This is a genomic window from Desulfomonilia bacterium (assembly GCA_036567785.1).
Lineage (GTDB): Bacteria > Desulfobacterota > Desulfomonilia > UBA1062 > UBA1062 > DATCTV01.
In genome coordinates this window covers 130122-150195 of the sequence record DATCTV010000028.1, presented here as the reverse complement: position 1 = coordinate 150195, position 20074 = coordinate 130122, and the positions used below count along the sequence as shown (strand labels likewise).

The window sequence follows — 20074 nt, the reverse complement described above, 5'->3', positions numbered from 1 at the left end:
TAATCTTATTATCTAGTTATTTTCCGGTTTGTCCTTGTTGCCGTATTTTTCAAGCATCCCATACTTATGAAGGATGTCTCTGGGCGGTATCCCCTGGGCTACTTTTGCCCCATGGACATAGGCGTAAGTTCCGGACTTATGTTTAAGGATGGCAAGGTCGCCTGACAAGTCAAACTCGATATAACCGGACTGCATCAAACGAACGACGTTTTTTTCAAAATGATTCATTATTTTCTATTCCTCCTTTTTTCTAATCCAACCTGTTTCAATAAAAATGCATAATAATATGAAATAGTTACGACAGAGCAAAAATATTAACAAATTAACCTGATGCAAAACATAACATTAAAACGCTAATGGAACAATAATTATTATTTACTTAATTAATATGATAAAAAGGAAACAAGTGTTGCCTTCCTCGGAGCAAACATAAAAGTATGAAAAAGGAGCAAGGGGCCTGATGCCGGCCACCTTGCTATGATATGGGTTGGGTATGGCTATTCTTTATGTCAGAAGTTCCAGGTGAGTCCGAAATCCAGGCTGTCTTCGACAAGGGTCGAAGAAAGGGTAACGGGCTGGCCGAAAAGGTCAGTTCCCGATTCGTTGATTGTCTTTTCGAATGCATGCATCCAGCCCACATTGAGGGTAAAGGTATCGCTGAAGCTGTAGCCAACCCCTAGCGTCAGGTGATTTTCGACGATAGCCGGGAATCCTATTATCCTGAAAGTCTCATAATAATATGTGGGAAGCATGTGTCCCTGTACATCGTTTACGCTGTTTGGCATGCCTGTCATCGGATTGAAGCTTCCATCGAAACCGTCATGGTTCTTAAGCGGGTTTTTCGCATAATTGTATCCTGCCCTTAATGAAAGCCTCTTAATTGGTTCGATCTTGACGCCTATCGAATACACCCACTGGTCGTTCCAGTCGAAATCCTTGTAGCCGTCCGCTCTCGACCACTGAAGCAGCTTGATGTCGCCCTCGATGAGAAGATTCAGCAGGTTCGCATTTGTATATGCCACGCCTGCTCCGAATTCCTGCGGGGATTCAAGTTTGAGCGAATCGAGACTGCCTTCCGGCGCTTCAAAATCGATTACCTTCCTGTAATTCACATTCTGCGGGGTTGTATAGGTCAAGCCAATTGATATCGGGGCAACAGGTTTGATGACCACTCCAAGATTGACGCCGAGGCCGTATGCGGATGACGAGCCATGCCTCAGGTCGAGAGTCGAGTAGTCTATCTGAACTGCGGCGCCTGCCGAGAACATGTCATTTATCCTGTAGGCAAGAGAAGGTGCGAATTTCATGATCTGAAGCTGTGTATATTCACCCTGAACAAGGGGCGCGGTCATACCGCCGCCGAAATCATATGCCGATGAATTGTCCAGCGCTGTTCCCCTGTAGTCGACACCCAGGCCAGTGACGCCATATGCCGCAATGCCGAACCTCAGATCTTTCAGGTTTTTGCTGACAGGCGTGTTGAGTCCGATTGCAGGGATGCTGAATATGGAATTTGAACTGTCGGCCTGAACCGTTCCTGATGTCCTTTCCACAGATGCCTTCACTCTCGGCATGAAAACCGTTCCTGCAAAATCGAATTCCGTGCTCTTCGAGATGTCGTCGTTTACCATGGTTGCCGGGTTGGAGAAAATCGAACTGACTGCATCCTGAGGTTGGGCAATACCCACACCACCCATGGACCGTGAAACCGGGCCTACACCGATGAGATTATCACCGTTTGTGGCAAACGCGTTTGTAGCGAGAGTAAAAATGATTGATAAAAAAAATGTACCTGTGATCATCGATTTTTTCATACCGCTCTCCCCCTGATTATTCTTGTAAGGTTATTAATTTATCATATAGCTATTCGGCTCATGCATGTACATCGGGGTAATCAATAAACGTTGATCTGAATCAATGATCTATAAGAAAAATGCCTGCCGGTTATCAACAGGGAGTCAATCCTGACCCCGGAGCTCAGGCTCCGGCGCAATGCTTAAAAGTTTAAACCGAGTGGATACCTTATTTATTCTGGCTGCCGTGCGCCTTGACTGGAGTCTGGTCCTTCTTGAGCGTTTCAACAGGTTTCACGATGATCCCGTCGCTCCAGGCTCCCATATCGAAGGCTGCTTCGTTCATACCGTCCAGCATTGAATCAGTGGCGGCATAATATACCCTGTAATCAAAAGCGTTTTCCTGGGAAAAGAGGCACTCTCCGCTACCTGGCTTTATCGAGCAGCCGATGATAAGCGGGCCGCAATGATCGGCAGTAAGCCCAGGCTTTCCGTGATAGTCACTGTGCACCATGTACAGTATCTTTGAAGTGGCGTTTATCAGCGCGTTGTAAGCGCTTATGGTGTCGGTAACGGGCGCGAAAGAGTCTTCTTCGGCGCTGAAGAGCATGACCGGGCAGGTAACAGCAGTTGCCTTTGTTTTAAAGTCGAGCATGGTCATCTTCTGCTGCACGAAATCAGGGACCCTGTCGTTCGTTACCGACGGGTTCTGCAGTATGATGCCCCTCGGTTTTATGCCGCCGTCCGCCTCCCAGCACAGTGCAAGCAGGCCGCCCAGAGAGTGGCCGACTAGAAGGACTTCGCTGCGATCTGCTTTGTTCCCGAGTTTTGTCAGGGCCGTTTCAGTCAAACTGATAGCCCTTGAAAGCATGAGATTCTGGTCAAGGTCCTGGAAAAAGCCTAGTCCCGTTAGGCCGAACTGCGGGAAGATGACTATAGAACCCTGCCTTACATAATGCCTTATCTGTCCCATGCTCCATGAAGGGTCGGTCTGCGAAAATCCATGAAGAACGATGATGACAGGCGCCCTGTCGCCGTGCTTCAGTGTTTCGGGCACATAGTACCAGACTGCGGTTCCGTCGGATTGTTCGATTTTGACGGTTTCAAAGTTTTCACAGATGTAGCGCTCTGCCGATCCCGGACCTGTTGAAGGTCTGCCAGGCGGCGTCGGCGCTGGCGAGCAGTTCAGTTCGGAATCCAGTATGATCCGCTTGAACCCGCCTATCAGGTTAGACCACGGCTTCCATGGATAGCTGCCGGGTGTGTTCGGGTCTCCTGTGCGGGCGAACTGCGCCCAGTATTTCATCATGGCCTCGGACAACTTCTGGCGAGCTGGCAGGTTAGAACTGCTCCAGGCGAACCTGAACAGGTCCTCCGGCGAACGGCCGAAGTTGCCGAAGGCGAACGGTATCTCTATGGCGTGACCTGCGCCGATAAGGGTATCTAGCGGTGCAGGCTCCTCGTCCCATGCGAATTCATAGACATACAGGTCCTTCTGCTGTGAGGCAAGCTTGCAGGACATGGAGTCAGTGCTTGCCTTCATTGCCAGCTTGTCAGCGAAATCGGCCAGCGGGTCATAAAGCACCAGCCAGATCGGGCTCAGAACATCGGAAAGGGACAGGTCGGGGTTGTCGGGATCGAATGACATGATGAGGTTATAAAATGCCGTCTCCACCGGTACATCGCCATTCTTGAACTTGGAGACGACGAGAGGCAGAAATATCTTGGCCTCGTCACGGGTGCTGCCGAATATCATGGGGACATGCCTGAACCTGCCCCGGCTGATGCGGTCGGATATGTTGTCGAGTATGACGGTTCCGTCCTCGAATATGCTCGACCATCCGCCGCCCAGCATTCCCGCAACACCCGGGGTCAGACATGCGTAGATGTCCTGCCAGCCTATGCCGCGCAGATATGCGGCCGGGTCGTTACGGCGCGGGTCGCCTGCCGGGATATGATCCTTTTCGAAAAGCTTTTCAAGTACCGCTGATGATACCTTATCACCGTCAACAAGCGGGGTCGAGCCGGGGCCTCCGCTCTGGGCTATGGCCTTTGAAAAGAGCCCTTCAGCAAGAGGACTTGCCAGAAGGGAGAAGACGTTCTGCGCACCTCCTGATTGTCCGTCTATGGTGACATTACCGGGGTCGCCGCCGAATGCGGCGATATTGTTCTTTACCCAGCCAAGTGCTTTTATGATGTCCAGCGTCCCGTAGTTGCCGGATGAATCCATCTTGTCGCCGTCCCTGAGAGACGGGTGGGTGAACCAGCCCATTGCGCCGACGCGGTAGTTAATGCTTACGAATACGATGTTTTCATGCGCAGCGAAATTTGCGCCGTAGTACATTGTCATGTCGGCCTGACCTGAAAAGTTTCCGCCGCCGTGTATCCAGAAGAGCACGGGAAGATTGTTTTCATCAGTCTTTGGCCGCCATATGTTGAGGTAGAGGCAGTCTTCGCTTCCCATCGGTTTCCCGAATGTTGCAGGGTCCATGGAGCCCATGAGGCCTCCATACTGCGGACATGCGTTGCAGAATCCCACGGTTTCGCGTATGCCTGTCCATGGGGCAGGGTCTCTAGGGGACCTCCAGCGCAGGTCGCCGACAGGAGGCATGGCGTAGGGAACGCCCAGCCAGACATACGTGCCTTCATCTTCAAAGCCCTTCACAGTGCCGAATTGCGTTTCGCGTACCAGCGGGCCTGTTTCGGCGGCGGTATATGAAACTGAATTTATTTCGGTCTCGCTTCTGCCGGAAGATGAATTGCTGCAGCCATAAATGATAACGGCAAGAACGAACAGGACAAAAGCGGTTTTTGCGGCATTTTTCATATCAAACCCCCGTTTCATACGATTTCAAATTAACTGTAATAATAAGTGCAGGCGTTCGCATGTCAACATGAACTATGGTAGGCTGTCTATCCATGGAACATTGCGGTTCTTTTTCCGATTTCTCTCAGGTCTCGTGTAATCCATCATATTGTTTCTTGTGACGCATGCGCATTTAATTTAAAGGGGAGTCATGGGTAAAACGAATCTGCATTCCGGACACAGGGAGCGTTTGAGGAAGCGCTTCCTCGAAGAAGGGCTCGATGCCTTTGATGACCACCAGGTACTTGAGCTGCTGCTCTTTTACGCAATTCCCAGAAACGACACAAACCCGATTGCGCACAGGCTCATGAAAAGATTCGGCAGCCTTTCCGCCGTGCTGGAGGCCGACCCGAAAGACCTCGCAACGATAGAAGGCATGGGAGAAAACGCGGCAGCCTTTCTTTCAATGCTGCCTCAGGCGCTCAGGAGATACATGAAGGGCAAGGCATCAAAAGAGAACCCGAAGCTCAATGACCCGGACAAGGCCGCAAAATATGTGATGCCGCTCATGGCTGGCCGCGCCGAAGAGGTGTTTTACGTGCTCTGTCTCGATGCGCAGCTCAAGGTGAACTATGCCGCGCTCGTAAGCTCGGGCACGGTAAAGGAGGCGCAGATCCTGCCGCGCAAGGTCGTGGAAGAGGCCATCCGTCACAAGGCCTGCTCGGTAATACTTGCTCACAACCACCCCTCGGGAACGCTCAATCCCTCGCAAAGCGATATCGAACTCACCCGCCAGCTTTCTGACGCACTTCACCGTATAGACATAAAAGTTCAGGACCACATCATCATTGCAGGCGAAGACTTCTTCAGCTTTTCAAAAGAAGGTCTCATGCCGGAATCGGCGATTTGAAATTTTTATAGGTTACTCAATTGCATTAATTCAGTCCGCATACGGACCCAATTCATATGAATTCAGTCTGTCTAAGGTTAAACTCATTATCTTTTAGTAGCTCCGACTTGATCTGACATCTCTCCTTTTCAAAGGGATATTTGTACGATTAAGTTTAAGCTGCCATATTGTTAAACTTCATAAATGCCGTGTTTATAAACATATCAGGTATTCTTTCCATGAACTGCTTCTTCCATTATTCGGATGAATCTTATAAACAGATGCTATCTCGTTTATCGTCTTGTCGCCACGGACGGCCTCAAGCACAACCTGGACTTGAATTCATTACTGTGTGTTTTTCTCTTGTTCATCTCTATCCCGCTATCAGGATTCCCGGTCACCTCAACCAAGAATCTTCAATAACTCCTCTCCTAAAATCCACCTTATTCAGTGGTCCGAAAAACGGGGTTCATTATACAAATAAGGTCATTCGTCAAGTCAACTATCTTGAAGCAAGACAGATCAACACAATAGGAAAAATGGTTTCAGCGGATTATTATTCCTCTTCAGAAGGCGGCGTGTAGGACCTAGTATAGATATACCTGCCGTATATGTTCGAAAAGCTGCTGAAGGCGTCGCTGTCGGGTGTGGCCTCGATTATCGAGTTGAGGCCCGCGAGCTTGGCGTCCAGGTCGTCTATCATGTGTAGGAATATGGCTTCTTTCGTCATCGGCACCTTGGGCGAGCCGAATTCGAGCTGGCCATGGTGGCTGAGGATAAGGTGAATAAGCTGCAGCCTGAGTTCCCTGGGAAATCCCTCGATCGCCTCGATCTCTTCGTCCGTGATCCTGGCCGAGATGTAGATGTGTCCTATCAGCCTGCCTTCGGCAGTCACATCGATCATCTTACCAGAACTGTATTCGATGATCTTGCCGATATCGTGGAGCAGAGCGCCCGCAAGTATGATGTCCCTGTTGAGCCCGTAGCGGGCCAACGCTGGGTACAGAGCGGCGCATGCGTTCATGACGCTCAGCGTATGTTCGAGCAACCCGCCGATGAAATTGTGGTGCACGCCCTTGGCAGCGGGCGATTTCATGAAGGCCGCCCTGAAGTCGGTCCGTTCCAGTATCCTCGAAATGAGCATCTTTATATGCCCGTCTTCTATGGTTGCGACAAGGCTTTCGAGTTCAGCCATCATATCTGAGGCATCCCTTAAACTTGCTGGAACAAGGAGCGTCAGGTCGATTTCGCTGTCATCGAGCCTCTTTATCTTTTCGATCTTTACCCTGAGCCTGCCCTTGTCGATGACTTCGGCAAGACCGGCCACACCCACCGCATCCCCTGTTTCAATACCGTCGGTCTTTTCGACAGGCCTGTCCCAGATAAAGCTGTTGAGTTCGCCAGTTTTATCCGCAAGGGTGAGCCTTGCGAATGACGCGCCGTTTTTGGCCGTGCCGATCTTTTTTTCTGCGATGATGAAAACACCCCAGAACTTGTCTCCCGGTTTGAGCTCGTTTGCGAATTTTCCCTTATCCATATCCGGGCCGGCCCTAGAGGATGTACCTGCTGAGGTCTTCCTTCTGCATGATGGCCTCCAGCTTTTCTTTTACGTATTTGGCGTCGATTGTGATTTTTCCACCTTCGTCGGGCGCCTTGAACGATATGTCTTCGAGCAGCTTTTCAATGACCGTGTGCAATCTTCTTGCCCCGATGTTTTCGGTGTGCTCGTTTATGTATTCTGCTATACGGGCGATCTCTTCGACCGAATCGTCGGTGAATGTCAGGTCAACCCCGTCGGTTGCAAGCAGGGTCTTGTATTGCTTGGTGAGTGCATTCTTGGGCTCGGTGAGTATTCTTACAAAATCCTTTACAGTTAGCGGCTGAAGCTCTTCCCTTATGGGGAATCTGCCCTGAAGCTCGGGTATGAGGTCGGATGGCTTGCTGACATGGAAAGCGCCCGAGCCGACAAAGAGTATGTGGTCGGTCTTTACCGGACCGAAGCGCGTATTGACCGTGGTGCCCTCCACTATCGGCAGCAGGTCGCGCTGCACACCCTCGCGCGATACATCCGGGCCGCCTTTGCCGGATTCGCGCCCCGCGACCTTGTCAAGCTCGTCGATGAAGACTATGCCGGAGTTCTCGACACGCTCCCTCGCGATGGACGAGACCTTGTCCATATCAATAAGGCGGGCTATCTCCTCGTTGGTCATGAGTTCGAGGGCTTCTTTGACCTTCATCTTTCTTCTTTTTGAGCGTTTGGGCATGATGTTGGAGAGCATACCCTGGAAGTCGAAGCCCATCTCTTCCATGCCCTGGCCCGAAAATATCTCGACATGGGGTGTCTGAGTCTCGTTCGTTTCTATCTCGACCGGCCTGTCGTCGAGCTTTCCTTCATCGAGCATTGTCCTGAATTTCTCTCTGGTATCCGCATGCGTTTCCTGCGCTTCTTTGCCGAGAGGAAGGAGCGCGTCAAGCAGCCTTTCCTTGGCATTTTCGGCGGCCTTTACCTTTACGTTTTCGCTCTCTTCCTTCTGCACCATCTGCACCCCCATGCGCACGAGGTCGCGTATCATGGATTCCACGTCGCGGCCGACATAGCCCACCTCGGTGTATTTAGAGGCCTCGACCTTTATGAAGGGCGCGTTCGAGAGCTTGGAGAGCCTTCTTGCGATCTCGGTCTTTCCTACACCTGTGGGGCCGATGAGGATTATGTTCTTGGGATATATGTCATCCTTCATGTCTCCGGTCACCTTCTGGCGGCGGAGCCTGTTTCTGAGTGCAATTGCAACGGCCTTTTTAGCCTTGTCCTGGCCGATTATGTATTTGTCGAGTTCTGCAACTATCTGTCTCGGGGTTAATTCCTTCATTTAAAGTTCCTCGGTTGTGATATTTGTATTCGTATATATGCATATGTCCGATGCTATGGCCATAGACTTCTTCGCTATCTCGGCCGCATCGAGATTCGTGTTGCGCAAAAGTGCGAGCGCCGCCGCATAGGCGTAAGCACCGCCCGAGCCGATTCCGCAGACCTCGTCGTCGGGTTCTATGACATCGCCGGAGCCTGAGAGCATAAGGGTCTTTTCCTTATCCGCCACAATCATGAGGGCTTCAAGCCGCCTAAGAATGCGGTCGGTTCGCCAGTCCTTGCCGAGTTCGACCGCGGCCCTTGCGAGGTTTCCCCGGTATTCCTTGAGCTTTGCCTCGAAACGCTCAAAAAGAGTGAACGCATCGGACGTTGAGCCTGCGAAGCCTGCCAGCACCTGGCCTTCATAGAGCTTGCGGACCTTTTTCGCCGTGGCCTTCACCACGGAATTGCCCATCGTGACCTGCCCGTCGCCCGCTATGACGACATGGCCGTTTTTCCTTACACATAAAATTGTGGTTGCATGCATGGTTTCCATAAAACCTCCCCTTCCTGTTGAAGATTAGTGGCAGCGGCCGTGATTTTCAAGAAGGCATTCCCTTATATTCTCAAGCAGCGGCTTTTTTAAAGCGCCTTCTTAACCCTTGGCCCTTGGATGCGACTTGTCGTACACCGCCATCAGCTTGTCAAGCTCAAGGTGAGTATAGCGCTGCGTGGTTGATAGCGATGCATGGCCCAGCATCTCCTGTATCGACCTGAGATCGGCGCCTGCGTCGAGCATGTGCGATGCGAAACTGTGTCTGAGTGAGTGCGGGCTTATATGCCTTGGTACTGCCGCCTCCAGGGACCGGTTATATACAACCCTTCGGATGCTTCTGGAGCCCAGCCTGCCGCCGCGCTTGTTGAGGAAGAGGGGCTCGTTCGAATATATGGCGTCCGCTATGCCGCGCGTCCTCAGGTAGGCGTCGATGGCGTCGATCGCCTTTTTGCCGACAGGGATCGTCCTTTGTTTCGAACCCTTTCCAGTCACCTTGATAAATCCCGAGTGCCGGTCGATATCGGAGCAGTTCATGGACTCGACCTCGCCCACACGCACACCGGTGGAGTAGAGAAGCTCGAGTATCGCATGGTCCCTCAGGTCATCCGGCTTATCTATCAGGTCGGCCGCCTCTTCCGGGCTCAAGAATGATGGCAGCTCCTCCTTGCGCTTGAGCGAACGCACATGTGAAAAGGGGTTCTGTTTGATATCATCGGTCAGCTTCATGGCGAAATCGAAAAAGCCTTTGACCGCGCTTAATTTGCGGTTGATGGAGTTTACTCTGAAATGCGAGTGCAGATGCATCATGTATGAGCGTACCACCATGCGGTCGAGGCTGCCTTTTTCCGTGAAGAATTCCGCCATGTCCTTGAGGTCGTTGATGTATGCCCGGTAGGTCTCGCGCGACAGCCCCTTCTGGTTCAGAAGGTACATGCGGTACTGCTCGATTAGGGGTTCGAGATCGGGCATCATGGGTTACCTTTACAACAAAGGCTGTTGGGCAAGCAAGCATCGCAATCTGAATATTGGAAAAGTATAGTCATCACATTTTTTGCGTCACAGGGTTGTCGAGTAGGGATATTTTTGTGCAAGGTTTTCTATTACAATTCAAATGCTGTCAAAATTCTGATTGTCAAATTATTGAAATTACATGAAAATGCAGCAGAGTGACAATTCAATATTATGTTTTAAAGGGAGACCAAATAGCTTCATATGCAATCGGAATGTATGCTGTATGATTTTGTTTTAATCGATATTGAGACAACCGGTTTATACCCGGGAAGAGGGGCAAGGGTAATTGAGGTTGGCGCTGTCGGATTGTCCGTTATGGAAATCAAGAGGGAGTTCGGAAGCCTGATTGATGCCGGGAAAAGAATTCCAGCAAATATAACGAAAGTAAACGGCATAACCACGGATATGCTTGCAGGAATGCCCGGGCCGGAAAAGATATGGCCAGCCTTTATTAATTTTATCGGCGATTCGACGCTTGTTGCGCACAACGCATCTTTCGACATGTCTTTCATAAGGCATGAACTTTCAAGGCTTGGGCTGAATATAGGCAACAAAACAATATGCAGCCTTGAGCTTAGTAAAAAAGTTTTTCCGGGTCTTGCAAACTATAAACTCGAAACCCTGGCGAAGCACCTTCTTGGAGGTGTTCCAGAGGGTTTAAAACTACACCGCGCTCTTTCCGACGCCCGTCTTCTGGCGATGGTGTGGATTGAGATGATAAGAGGAAAAAGATGATGAATACACCTTTATATTTCAAATACTGGGGTAAGGCAGATAAGATCTCAGGGAAATACCACCTCCTACCCTATCACTGCCTTGACGTTGCAGCGGTGGGTCATGTGCTTTTGTCAAAAGATGCGACATTACGGCATAAATTTACCGTTATTACTGGTCTTGATGAGGAAACATGTATCCGTTGGATTGTTATGTTCCTTGCTTTTCATGATATCGGGAAGTTCTCTGAGAGCTTTCAGAATCTTCGTCCGGATTTGTTGAAAAAACTGCAGGCAATCACAAGCGCAAAGAGTTATATCGAAAGACATGACAGCCTCGGTAATCTCTTCCTCAAAGCTGCTTATGAGAATGAAAATCTCGCCTTTCCATTAAATGAATCATACTACGATTGGCAAGATGTCACTATGGCGATGGTAAGGGCATACACTGGTCATCATGGTGTTCCACCACAGATGAAGGGGCAAAACGGGATGCCCCTAAACTATTTAAAATATTTTAATGAACAAGATTTGGCAGCAGCTGAACAGTTTGTCCGTGAAGTCGATTTACTGATGGGTTGTTCTTCTACAGAAAATGATCTTCCCACACCGGAGGAACTCGAAGAACGGATGAAGAAGGCATCATGGCTGATGGCTGGTTTTGCTGTGCTCTGCGATTGGATTGGATCTAACAGCACTTGGTTCCCATTCTGTGAAGAAGAGATGCCATTTGATGATTACTGGAAAATCCACTCCATTCCGCAAGCCGAAAAGGCAATTCGTGATGCGGGAATCAACACTTGGATTCCATTATCCGAACTGCCCGGTTTTTCCGATCTGTTCCCCAACATTTCATTCCCAACACCATTGCAAAGATTTATTGAGCAATGCCCGATTGAAAGTTCGTCGCCACAGCTTTTCATTCTTGAAGATATAACCGGTTCTGGAAAAACAGAGGCGGCGCTCCTTCTAGCAGGGCGATTGATGGCTGCCGGATGCGGAAAAGGCCTTTTTGTTGCACTACCAACCATGGCGACTTCAAATGCCATGTATGATAGAATGATCAATATATATCAGAGGCTGTTTGCCCAGGGCACATCACCATCACTTGTATTGGCGCACGGCTCACGACATCTATCGGAGACCTTCATGGTTTCTGTTGCCGGACATGACACTAATTCACTAGATGGAGAATCAGCCACAGCCCAATGCTCTTCATGGCTGGCAGACAATCGTAAAAAGTCTCTCTTGGCGGACGTGGGAGTCGGAACACTAGATCAAGCTTTATTGGCAATACTTCCAGCACGCTTTCAGTCATTGAGACTTTTCGGTCTTGCAAGTCATATCCTCATAGTAGATGAGGTCCATGCCTACGATCCTTACATGAACAAGCTGCTGCAGAATCTGCTGGCGTTCCATGCCGCACTTGGAGGCAGCGCAATCCTGCTTTCTGCAACCTTGCCGACACATATCCGGCGTGATTTCATTGCTGCTTTTGCCCGTGGTTGTGACGATCAAAAGAACCTGGAGTTGGAAAACAACGCATATCCTCAGGCAACCGCCTATTCAGAAGAGGGAGGTATAAAGGAAATACCAATTGAAGCAACTCCTGGGCGTTGCTGTAGTGTGGCGATAAGCCTCGTTGATGATGAATCTAAGGTGATGCAACAGATTGTGGAGGCGGCAAACAAGGGCAGGTGTGTCTGCTGGATCAGAAACACCGTTCATGATGCATTGAATGGCTTTGCACTTTTAAAGGGCAGTCTTGCGGAAGAAAAATTAATGCTTTTTCACGCCCGTTTTGCCATGGGAGATCGTCTTGATATTGAAAGCGCTGCTATCTCCGTCTTCGGCAGAGAAAGCACTGCAAGAGAAAGAAGCGGAAGGGTTCTGATCGCCACACAGGTTGTTGAGCAATCGCTTGATCTGGATTTCGACCTCTTGATTACCGATTTGGCCCCCATGGATTTGCTGATACAGAGGGCTGGGCGTCTCCATCGTCACCCTCGCGACGAGCAAGGGAATCCTCTGGTAGAAGGACCTGATAGACGTGAGCCGCCCTGCCTGATTATTCATGGCCCGCTTCCAGAATATGATGTTGCAGATAGCTGGTACAAGGCCGCCTTCCCAAAAGCTGCTTTTGTCTACCCAAGTCATGGTTGTCTTTGGCTTACAGCAAAACTGCTGTCAGATAAAGGGGTGCTGAAAATGCCTGATGATGCGCGCGAACTCATTGAAGCTGCATTTTCAGAGAGTGCGGACATAATCCCCGAACCTCTACGGCAACGTGATCAGCAGGCAGACTCCAAATGGCAGGCGGATAAATCCCTTGCCCATATCAATATGCTTAAACTGGATGAGGGATATGAAGCCACGATAACGCAGTGGCGTGAAGACATGAAAACTCCGACCCGGTTGGGTGGAATGGAGACTACAGTACGCTTGGCTCGGTGGGACGGCGTGACGCTTGCTCCCTGGTATTCACATGAAAGATTCTCATGGGACATGAGTCAGGTGAACATCAGGAACGCCCTGGTGGATGCCGAAGTCAGTCATGATGGCGCTCTGGGTGACTCCATTGCCAAATTGAAAGAGCAGTTGCCGGATAAAGGTAAATGGACGGTACTTGTTCCTCTTCAACAGGGGGATGATGGGCGCTGGCGAGGATTGGCGATGAACAAAAAACAGGAAACTATTATCTTGGAATATGATCCACAGACTGGAGTTACGGTCAAAAAGAAGGAGGAATAAATGCAATTCAATCTGATTGATGAACAATGGATACCGGTAATCCGCCGGGATGGGACAAAAACCATGATTGCCCCGTGGGAGGTGACAGATAAGTTCGCGAACAATCCTGTTGTGTCTCTTGACGCTCCGCGCCCGGATTTCAACGGAGCACTTATTCAATTTTTAATCGGGCTGGTTCAGACAGTCGCTGCTCCACTAAATGGCACCGAGTGGCGTAAACGACTTATTGAACCGCCCACGCCGGATGAACTGAAAGATAAGTTTGCAACGGTTAGACATGCCTTTGAACTTGGCGGGGATGGGCCAAGGTTTATGCAGGATTTTGAAAGATTAGATGTTGCCCAAGGAGATATTGATGGATTGTTGATCGATATGCCTGGGGAATCAACAAAGAAACACAACAAGGATCATTTTATCAAAAGAAATACAATTGGTGGGATGTGTCCTTCTTGCTGCTCAACTGCATTATTCACGATGCAAACCAATGCTCCTGCCGGAGGTGCTGGTTTTAGAACATCTCTCCGTGGGGGCGGCCCACTATCAACTATTATAGCAGGTGATGATAATCATAGTACCCTATGGCAGCTAATTTGGCTGAATGTTCTTGAAAAAAATATTTTCAACAATATTTGTGGAGATCCTACTTTATCAGAGGATTCAACAAGGTTCCCATGGTTGGGAAGAACTCGTACCAGTGAAAAAAACATCGGTTCGGATGCAACCCCAGAAGTTTATAATCCATCTGTTATGTATTGGGGAATGCCCCGCCGCATTCGTCTAAATCTGGACAATTTGGTAAATGGTGTCTGTGATATATGCGGGAATACTTCAGAGAAAATTATTAAGGAATATCAGGATAAGAACTATGGCATGAATTTTAATGGCTCATGGTTGCATCCTCTCTCGCCATATACAAAAAATAAAGAGGGTGAATTGTTGCCGGTTCATGCCCAACCAGGTGGCCTCAACTACCGTCACTGGCTTGGACTTGTGCAACAGGATATTAGTGAAAACAGAATGCCGGCCCGAGTTGTCCTTGAATTTTACAAGCGCTGGAAAAGTGGATGGCAGTTCCGCCTTTGGGCTTTTGGTTATGACATGGATAACATGAAGGCACGTTGCTGGTACGAATCAACCATGCCATTGCTCTATGTTAAAGATTCTATCCTTATTGATTATCAAGAGAAGATCGGGGGCATGATAAAAGCTGCTTCTGAAATCGCACATAATACCAGGAGCGCCCTGAAAAAAGCCTGGTTTAAACGCCCGAGCGATGCAAAAGGCGATACATCTTTTATTGATAAAAGTTTTTGGCAACAGACAGAAACTGATTTTTATTCCGCCCTGAATACTTTGAATACTGCATTAGAGGCAGGTAATGACACACATGAAGTCTGCAATCAATGGCTTTTTGTCCTCTGTCATCAATCGTTGAAACTCTTTGACACCTATGCTTGGAACGGCCCGATCGAAGATGCCGACCCCAAGCGTGTAGTAATTGCCCGTAATGATTTGGGCAAATTCAACCGTAGTGAGAAGATTATGGAATTGCTTGGAATACCTTAGAATCAATCGGTTAAAAACAAAAAAAACAAAGTCTAAAACAGCATAAAAACAAGCAGATTCACTGCTTTGATTATATAACTGAAAGGAGGCAAGATGAGTACAACCTATCTTAAATTCGACAAAGATTCACCCGAAACGCAAGCACTTGCTGTTTGGTGGCAGGCATTGAACGACAACAGGGGAGACCGGGCCGAATTGCGGCGCTGCGCCACTTTGACCGAAGTGGCGTTTACTCCTGCTTATCACAGATTACGACTTGCTCTTGGGAAATTAGGCGCAGTGAATGCCGATGCCCTTGCTCTAGTGGCAGGCCTTGCCGCACGAGTGAAAACCAACATTGCAGGTGATACACTGGCAGAGCAGATGGCAACAGTTAAGCCTGATGGTTCTGTATATGTGAAAGGCCTGCGTTTCCGAAGACTGCTCAAGGCAAAGGAGCCGGACGAGTTGTTTACCGCCATGGGGCGCATTGTGGCCCTGTTGAATGGTTCTGTTAATTTACAGAGTCTGGCTAGAAGCGTCTACCTATGGAACGACAGATATACCGATATTCGCAAGGAATGGGCTTTTGAATATTATTCAAAATCGCCATCAGAAAAATAATTTACATATATAAAAAAGGAGAAATGAATATGAGTACTTTTATCCAATTACATTTGTTAACGTCATACCCGCCATCGAACCTTAACCGTGATGACCTTGGCCGTCCCAAGACCGCAATCATGGGCGGGAAAACCAGGCTGAGGATTTCCTCGCAGAGTCTAAAGAGGGCCTGGCGGACTTCAGACCTGTTCTCCGAAGCGTTGAAAGGCCATATCGGCATCCGTACCAAGGAGATGGGAGTCGAGATATATAATGCCCTGAAGTCAAAAGGAGTAGCCGAAGGAAACGCAAAAACATGGGCTAAAGAGATTGCCGAGGTTTTCGGCAAAGCGAAGAAAGCCAATGCGGCAAAACCCCTGGAAGAACTGGAGATTGAGCAGCTTGCGCATTTCACTCCGGAAGAGAAAGTAAACATTATGGCCCTTGTTGAGAAACTGGCGGCAAACAAAACGGCGCCTTCTGCTGACGATCTCAAATTGTTACAGAAAAACCATTCCGCCGTTGATATCGCCATGTTCGGCAGGATGCTGGCCAGCTCTCCCGCCTTTAATACAGAAGCGGCCGTGCAAGTTGCTCATGCAGTGACCGTGCATGAAGTGGCGGTCGAAGATGATTACTTTACAGCTGTGGATGACTTGAACAGTGGAGAGGATGATCTGGGTGCAGCCCACATCGGCGAAACTGAGTTTGGTGCCGGGGTTTTTTATATATACCTTTGCATTAACCGTGACCTGTTGGAAGAAAACCTGGGTGATAAGGAGCTTGCAAAGAAGTCTCTTGCCGCACTGGTTGAGTCCGCAGCAAAAATAGCGCCAAACGGTAAGCAGAACAGCTTTGCATCCCGCGCCTATTCTTCCTACATTCTGGCAGAAAAGGGTGAACAGCAGCCTCGTTCCCTTTCTGTTGCCTTCCTTAAGCCGGTGCGTGGCGAGGATGTTCTTGGAAAAGCAATCACCGAGATAGAAACCAAACGTACGAACATGGAAAAGGTCTATGGCAAATGTGCCGAAGCTACAATGACAATGAATGCCGAAACCGGCGAAGGAAGTCTGGACAATATTATTAAGTTTGTAACGGAGTAGGCCATGCGCGACTATCTATTGTTTCGCCTTTATGGGCCACTGGCTGCCTGGGGTGATATTGCCGTAGGAGAATATCGTCCCAGCTTCGCGTACCCTTCAAAGTCGGCTATTATCGGTTTTTTAGCTGCTGCACTTGGTATCCGTCGTGACGAGGAAGAACGACAGAAGTCCTTGGCTGAATCTTGCTCTTTCGCTGTCCGTGTTGATTCAATGGGAGTGCTCCTTCGTGACTATCATACGACACAGGTTCCACCTGCCAGGAAGGGAGTTGTTCACTACACCCGACGCTCAGAGCTGTCAGCGGATGACCTCAGTACTATTCTCTCCAGCCGTGATTACCGTTGCGATGCCGCCTATACAGTGGCAATCACCATGGCAGACGGTTCGCCATACACTGTCCAGCAACTGGCGGCTGCCTTGGCTAAACCAGTCTTTACTCTCTATCTTGGGCGAAAGTCATGTCCGATCTCTCTGCCATTACAACCGCAGGTTGTCACCGCAGCCACATTGCGTGATGCATTGGAATCTGTGCAACCAGTCGAAGAATTATCGGGAATTATCCAGAAGGGTGATGCAATGATTTATTGGGAGGATGACTCGACAAGCGGGCTTGATCGTCAACAAGTAATAACCCGTCGGGATGAACCACGTTCCCGCAAGCGTTGGCAGTTTAGCGAGCGACGAGAAAACTGCGGTGTAATGCGTAAGGGGGAATAACTATGTACATAAGCAAGATCAGCCTGCGGCGGGGCCTTTCCCCCAGCAATATAACCGATCTTACCAGAAAGAATGGCTATCAAACTCATCAGCTTATCTGGAATCTGTTTGCCGACAATCCAGGTCGGCCGCGTGATTTCATCTATCGTCATGAGGAGATTAATGGCTGGCCAACCTTCTACACGGTTTCAAAACGCGAACCGGCAGATACAGTCGGGATGTGGGAAATCCTGTCAAAAGAATACAATCCTCAACTTAAATCAGGTCAGCGTCTCGGTTTTACCTTATGCGCAAATCCGATCCGATCCCGACATGATGAAAACGGGAGGCAACAGCGGCATGACGTTGTGATGGAGAAAAAATTAAAATTAAAGAAAGAGGGAATGAGTTTCAACATTCCTGACATTATTCAGCAGACGGGTTTCCACTGGCTGGAAGAACGTGCAGTCTCGCATGGATTTAGAATTTTGGAGAATGAGGTCAGAGCTGATGGATATCGTCAGCACAGGCTTTTTAAGGGAAAAGAAAACAAAACCATAACCTTCAGTTCACTGGATTTTAACGGCATTCTGACGGTTATTGAGCCGGATATTTTTGTTAAGAAGTGTCTGTTTGAAGGCATCGGCCCAGCCAAAGCTTTTGGCTGCGGGTTGATGATGGTTCGGCGAGTATGAGGTAAGTTGATGGAAACAAAGCTGGTGGTGTTTCAGAGTAAGGAAATCAGGCGAACGCTTGTTAATGATGAATGGTGGTTTGTGGTCGTCGATGTTGTCGAGGCTCTGACGGATACTGTGAATGCATCGGATTATATAAAGAAAATGCGAAGCCGCGATGCCGAATTATCCAAAGGGTGGGGACAAATTGTCACCCCCCTTTCAATTGAAACTCAAGGCGGTATCCAGAAAATGAATTGCGCCAACACAGAAGGCATATTCCGCATTATCCAATCCATCCCGTCACCGAAGGCGGAGCCGTTCAAGCGCTGGCTCGCTAAAGTCGGCTATGAGCGTGTTCAGGAAATCGAAGATCCCGAGCTTGCCACAAAGAGAACGCGTGAGCTTTACAAGGCGAAAGGCTATTCGGATGACTGGATCGAAAAGCGCATGCGTGGCATAGCAATCCGCGCCGAACTGACTGACGAATGGAAAGACAGGGGCGTCAAGGGTGAGCCTGAATACGCGATCCTTACTGCTGAAATCTCGAAGGCCGCATTCGGCCTGACGCCTTCCGAATATAAGAAACAAAAGGGCCACAAACGCGAAAATCTGCGCGATCACATGAACGACCTGGAGCTTATATTCTCCATGCTCAGCGAGGCGGCCACAACCGAAATCACCAGAAAACATAACGCACAAGGATTGCCTGAGAACAAGGTTGCCGCCCGCAAAGGAGGGCGCATTGCCGGAGAAGCACGCGAAAAGCTTGAAGCCGAGACCGGTTCGAAAGTCGTATCAAAAGAGAACTATCTCGCCGAGCCGGAAAAGCTGAAACGACTGAAAGGAAAAGCCTGATGGCCGAACCAATACTTCCGCCGTTGAAGCCGACCCTTATGAAGGACAGGGTCTCAATCCTGTTCATTGAAAAGGGAAATCTTGATGTCCTCGACGGTGCATTCGTTGTTGTCGATAAAACCGGCGTGCGTACGCATATCCCGGTTGGTGGCGTGGCATGTCTGATGCTGGAACCGGGTACACGCGTTTCTCATGCGGCGGTCACCCTTGCATCACGTGTCGGGTGCCTGCTCGTGTGGGTGGGTGACGGCGGGGTGCGCCTTTATGCTTCGGGCCAACCGGGAGGCGCACGCGCCGACAGACTTCTTTATCAGGCGAAACTGGCTCTCGATGATGATGCAAGGCTAAAGGTCGTCCGCAAGATGTATGCAATGCGTTTCAGGGAGGCTCCACCGGAAAGGCGCAGCATTGAGCAGCTTCGCGGCATTGAGGGTGTCCGTGTTCGCAAAATGTATGAACTACTTGCGCGCCAGTACAGGGTTGAATGGAAAAACAGGAATTATGACTATACCGAGTGGGAAAGCGGCGACATACCAAACCGCTGCCTGAGTTCTGCGACGGCCTGCCTTTATGGAATATGCGAGGCCGCGATCCTGGCTGCGGGCTATGCTCCTGCCGTAGGTTTCATCCATACCGGAAAGCCGCAATCGTTTGTCTACGACATTGCGGATATCTTCAAGTTCGAGACGGTGGTTCCTGCGGCGTTCAGGATAGCCGCGCAGAAGCCTGCTAATCCCGAACGGGATGTAAGAATAGCCTGCCGCGATATGTTCCGTCAGTCGAAGCTGCTCAAGCGGATCATCCCGGCTATTGAAGAGATTCTTGCAGCAGGCGGTCTGAAGATGCCTGAGCCTGCGCCTGAAAACATCGAACCTGCAATTCCCAACAAGGAGGGTATAGGCAATGCTGGTCATCGTGGTTGAAAACGCGCCTCCCAGGTTGAGGGGCAGGATCGCTGTGTGGCTGCTTGAGGTCAGGGCGGGAGTTTATGTCGGAAATGTCTCGCGCAGGGTCCGGGAGATGATATGGGAAACGGTTGAAAAGGGACTTGAAGACGGTAATGCCGTGATGGTCTGGAGCACAAACGCCGAGGCCGGTTTCGATTTCATGACACTAGGGGCGAACCGAAGAATTCCTGTGGCGATGGATGGAATAAAGCTGGTTTCGTTCCTGCCGGAAACATGTTCCGAGAATATATGAATGCGGGATACGGCGAGAAGAAAATGAGGCG

Annotated in this window: 18 protein-coding genes; 11 read left to right on the top strand and 7 right to left on the bottom strand. The window is 49.6% G+C overall.

What is annotated here, in order from left to right:
* Positions 1–12: 12 nt before the first annotated feature.
* The 3 genes from VIS94_06725 to VIS94_06715 all read right to left on the bottom strand — a co-directional run bounded on the left by VIS94_06725 (position 13) and on the right by VIS94_06715 (position 4620).
* A complete protein-coding gene (locus tag VIS94_06725) occupies positions 13–228 on the bottom strand; it encodes a hypothetical protein (GenBank protein HEY9160761.1) in 216 nt (71 codons plus the stop codon).
* A gap of 281 nt (positions 229–509) precedes the next feature.
* Positions 510–1814: an outer membrane protein transport protein gene (locus VIS94_06720; protein ID HEY9160760.1), complete on the bottom strand. Its 1305-nt coding sequence runs from the start codon at positions 1812–1814 to the stop codon at positions 510–512.
* 208 nt (positions 1815–2022) lie between these two features.
* Positions 2023–4620 carry an alpha/beta fold hydrolase gene (locus tag VIS94_06715; GenBank protein HEY9160759.1) on the bottom strand — a complete coding sequence of 866 codons (2598 nt, stop codon included), beginning with the start codon at positions 4618–4620 and terminating at the stop codon, positions 2023–2025.
* 190 nt (positions 4621–4810) lie between these two features.
* Here VIS94_06715 and radC point away from each other — a divergent pair, with 190 nt between their 5' ends.
* Positions 4811–5509, top strand: a complete 699-nt coding sequence (gene radC, locus VIS94_06710) for a DNA repair protein RadC (GenBank protein HEY9160758.1) — start codon at positions 4811–4813, stop codon at positions 5507–5509.
* A gap of 535 nt (positions 5510–6044) precedes the next feature.
* Here the strand turns inward: radC and VIS94_06705 are convergent.
* The 4 genes from VIS94_06705 to VIS94_06690 form a co-directional block, all read right to left on the bottom strand.
* Positions 6045–7025: an HD domain-containing protein gene (locus tag VIS94_06705; GenBank protein HEY9160757.1), complete on the bottom strand. Its 981-nt coding sequence runs from the start codon at positions 7023–7025 to the stop codon at positions 6045–6047.
* 13 nt (positions 7026–7038) lie between these two features.
* Positions 7039–8355 carry an ATP-dependent protease ATPase subunit HslU gene (hslU, locus tag VIS94_06700; protein HEY9160756.1) on the bottom strand — a complete coding sequence of 439 codons (1317 nt, stop codon included), beginning with the start codon at positions 8353–8355 and terminating at the stop codon, positions 7039–7041.
* Positions 8356–8889, bottom strand: coding sequence for an ATP-dependent protease subunit HslV (gene hslV, locus VIS94_06695; protein ID HEY9160755.1), 534 nt, complete (start codon positions 8887–8889; stop codon positions 8356–8358).
* Between the two features lie 99 nt (positions 8890–8988).
* Positions 8989–9861, bottom strand: coding sequence for a tyrosine-type recombinase/integrase (locus VIS94_06690; GenBank protein HEY9160754.1), 873 nt, complete (start codon positions 9859–9861; stop codon positions 8989–8991).
* A gap of 240 nt (positions 9862–10101) precedes the next feature.
* Between VIS94_06690 and VIS94_06685 the strand changes: the two genes are divergently transcribed.
* The 10 genes from VIS94_06685 (at position 10102) to cas2e (ending at position 20043) form a co-directional block, all read left to right on the top strand.
* On the top strand, positions 10102–10635 hold the full coding sequence (locus VIS94_06685) for a 3'-5' exonuclease (GenBank protein ID HEY9160753.1): 534 nt from the start codon (positions 10102–10104) through the stop codon (positions 10633–10635).
* Positions 10632–13364: a CRISPR-associated helicase Cas3' gene (gene cas3 / locus VIS94_06680; protein ID HEY9160752.1), complete on the top strand. Its 2733-nt coding sequence runs from the start codon at positions 10632–10634 to the stop codon at positions 13362–13364. Before VIS94_06685 ends, cas3 begins: the two co-directional genes overlap by 4 nt.
* Complete coding sequence (gene casA, locus VIS94_06675; GenBank protein HEY9160751.1) at positions 13365–14930, top strand: type I-E CRISPR-associated protein Cse1/CasA; 1566 nt, start codon at positions 13365–13367, stop codon at positions 14928–14930. It abuts the gene before it with no gap.
* Between the two features lie 93 nt (positions 14931–15023).
* The gene (gene casB / locus VIS94_06670) at positions 15024–15533 is read left to right on the top strand and encodes a type I-E CRISPR-associated protein Cse2/CasB (GenBank protein HEY9160750.1); all 510 of its coding nucleotides are present in this window, start codon (positions 15024–15026) and stop codon (positions 15531–15533) included.
* A gap of 29 nt (positions 15534–15562) precedes the next feature.
* Positions 15563–16615, top strand: coding sequence for a type I-E CRISPR-associated protein Cas7/Cse4/CasC (cas7e, locus tag VIS94_06665; GenBank protein ID HEY9160749.1), 1053 nt, complete (start codon positions 15563–15565; stop codon positions 16613–16615).
* A gap of 3 nt (positions 16616–16618) precedes the next feature.
* A complete protein-coding gene (cas5e, locus tag VIS94_06660) occupies positions 16619–17332 on the top strand; it encodes a type I-E CRISPR-associated protein Cas5/CasD (protein ID HEY9160748.1) in 714 nt (237 codons plus the stop codon).
* A 2-nt stretch (positions 17333–17334) separates the two neighbouring features.
* Positions 17335–18006, top strand: a complete 672-nt coding sequence (gene cas6e / locus VIS94_06655) for a type I-E CRISPR-associated protein Cas6/Cse3/CasE (GenBank protein HEY9160747.1) — start codon at positions 17335–17337, stop codon at positions 18004–18006.
* 9 nt (positions 18007–18015) lie between these two features.
* Positions 18016–18843 (top strand): Bro-N domain-containing protein, encoded by an 828-nt coding sequence (locus tag VIS94_06650; protein ID HEY9160746.1) that lies wholly within the window; start codon positions 18016–18018, stop codon positions 18841–18843.
* Positions 18843–19766, top strand: coding sequence for a type I-E CRISPR-associated endonuclease Cas1e (gene cas1e, locus VIS94_06645; protein HEY9160745.1), 924 nt, complete (start codon positions 18843–18845; stop codon positions 19764–19766). Before VIS94_06650 ends, cas1e begins: the two co-directional genes overlap by 1 nt.
* Entirely contained in the window at positions 19747–20043 is a 297-nt protein-coding gene (gene cas2e / locus VIS94_06640; GenBank protein ID HEY9160744.1) for a type I-E CRISPR-associated endoribonuclease Cas2e, read from the top strand. The genes cas1e and cas2e overlap by 20 nt, the downstream gene beginning before the upstream one ends.
* Positions 20044–20074: the final 31 nt, after the last annotated feature.

Coding starts and splice junctions, on each gene's coding strand:
- casB (HEY9160750.1), top strand. CDS start 15,024: ATGAGTACAACCTATCTTAAATTCGACAAAGATTCACCCGAAACGCAA.
- cas7e (HEY9160749.1), top strand. CDS start 15,563: ATGAGTACTTTTATCCAATTACATTTGTTAACGTCATACCCGCCATCG.
- VIS94_06725 (HEY9160761.1), bottom strand. CDS start 228: ATGAATCATTTTGAAAAAAACGTCGTTCGTTTGATGCAGTCCGGTTAT.
- cas2e (HEY9160744.1), top strand. CDS start 19,747: ATGCTGGTCATCGTGGTTGAAAACGCGCCTCCCAGGTTGAGGGGCAGG.
- cas3 (HEY9160752.1), top strand. CDS start 10,632: ATGATGAATACACCTTTATATTTCAAATACTGGGGTAAGGCAGATAAG.
- VIS94_06705 (HEY9160757.1), bottom strand. CDS start 7,025: ATGGATAAGGGAAAATTCGCAAACGAGCTCAAACCGGGAGACAAGTTC.
- cas6e (HEY9160747.1), top strand. CDS start 17,335: ATGTACATAAGCAAGATCAGCCTGCGGCGGGGCCTTTCCCCCAGCAAT.
- cas5e (HEY9160748.1), top strand. CDS start 16,619: ATGCGCGACTATCTATTGTTTCGCCTTTATGGGCCACTGGCTGCCTGG.
- hslU (HEY9160756.1), bottom strand. CDS start 8,355: ATGAAGGAATTAACCCCGAGACAGATAGTTGCAGAACTCGACAAATAC.
- VIS94_06690 (HEY9160754.1), bottom strand. CDS start 9,861: ATGATGCCCGATCTCGAACCCCTAATCGAGCAGTACCGCATGTACCTT.
- VIS94_06720 (HEY9160760.1), bottom strand. CDS start 1,814: ATGAAAAAATCGATGATCACAGGTACATTTTTTTTATCAATCATTTTT.
- casA (HEY9160751.1), top strand. CDS start 13,365: ATGCAATTCAATCTGATTGATGAACAATGGATACCGGTAATCCGCCGG.
- VIS94_06685 (HEY9160753.1), top strand. CDS start 10,102: ATGCAATCGGAATGTATGCTGTATGATTTTGTTTTAATCGATATTGAG.
- cas1e (HEY9160745.1), top strand. CDS start 18,843: ATGGCCGAACCAATACTTCCGCCGTTGAAGCCGACCCTTATGAAGGAC.
- radC (HEY9160758.1), top strand. CDS start 4,811: ATGGGTAAAACGAATCTGCATTCCGGACACAGGGAGCGTTTGAGGAAG.
- VIS94_06650 (HEY9160746.1), top strand. CDS start 18,016: ATGGAAACAAAGCTGGTGGTGTTTCAGAGTAAGGAAATCAGGCGAACG.
- hslV (HEY9160755.1), bottom strand. CDS start 8,889: ATGGAAACCATGCATGCAACCACAATTTTATGTGTAAGGAAAAACGGC.
- VIS94_06715 (HEY9160759.1), bottom strand. CDS start 4,620: ATGAAAAATGCCGCAAAAACCGCTTTTGTCCTGTTCGTTCTTGCCGTT.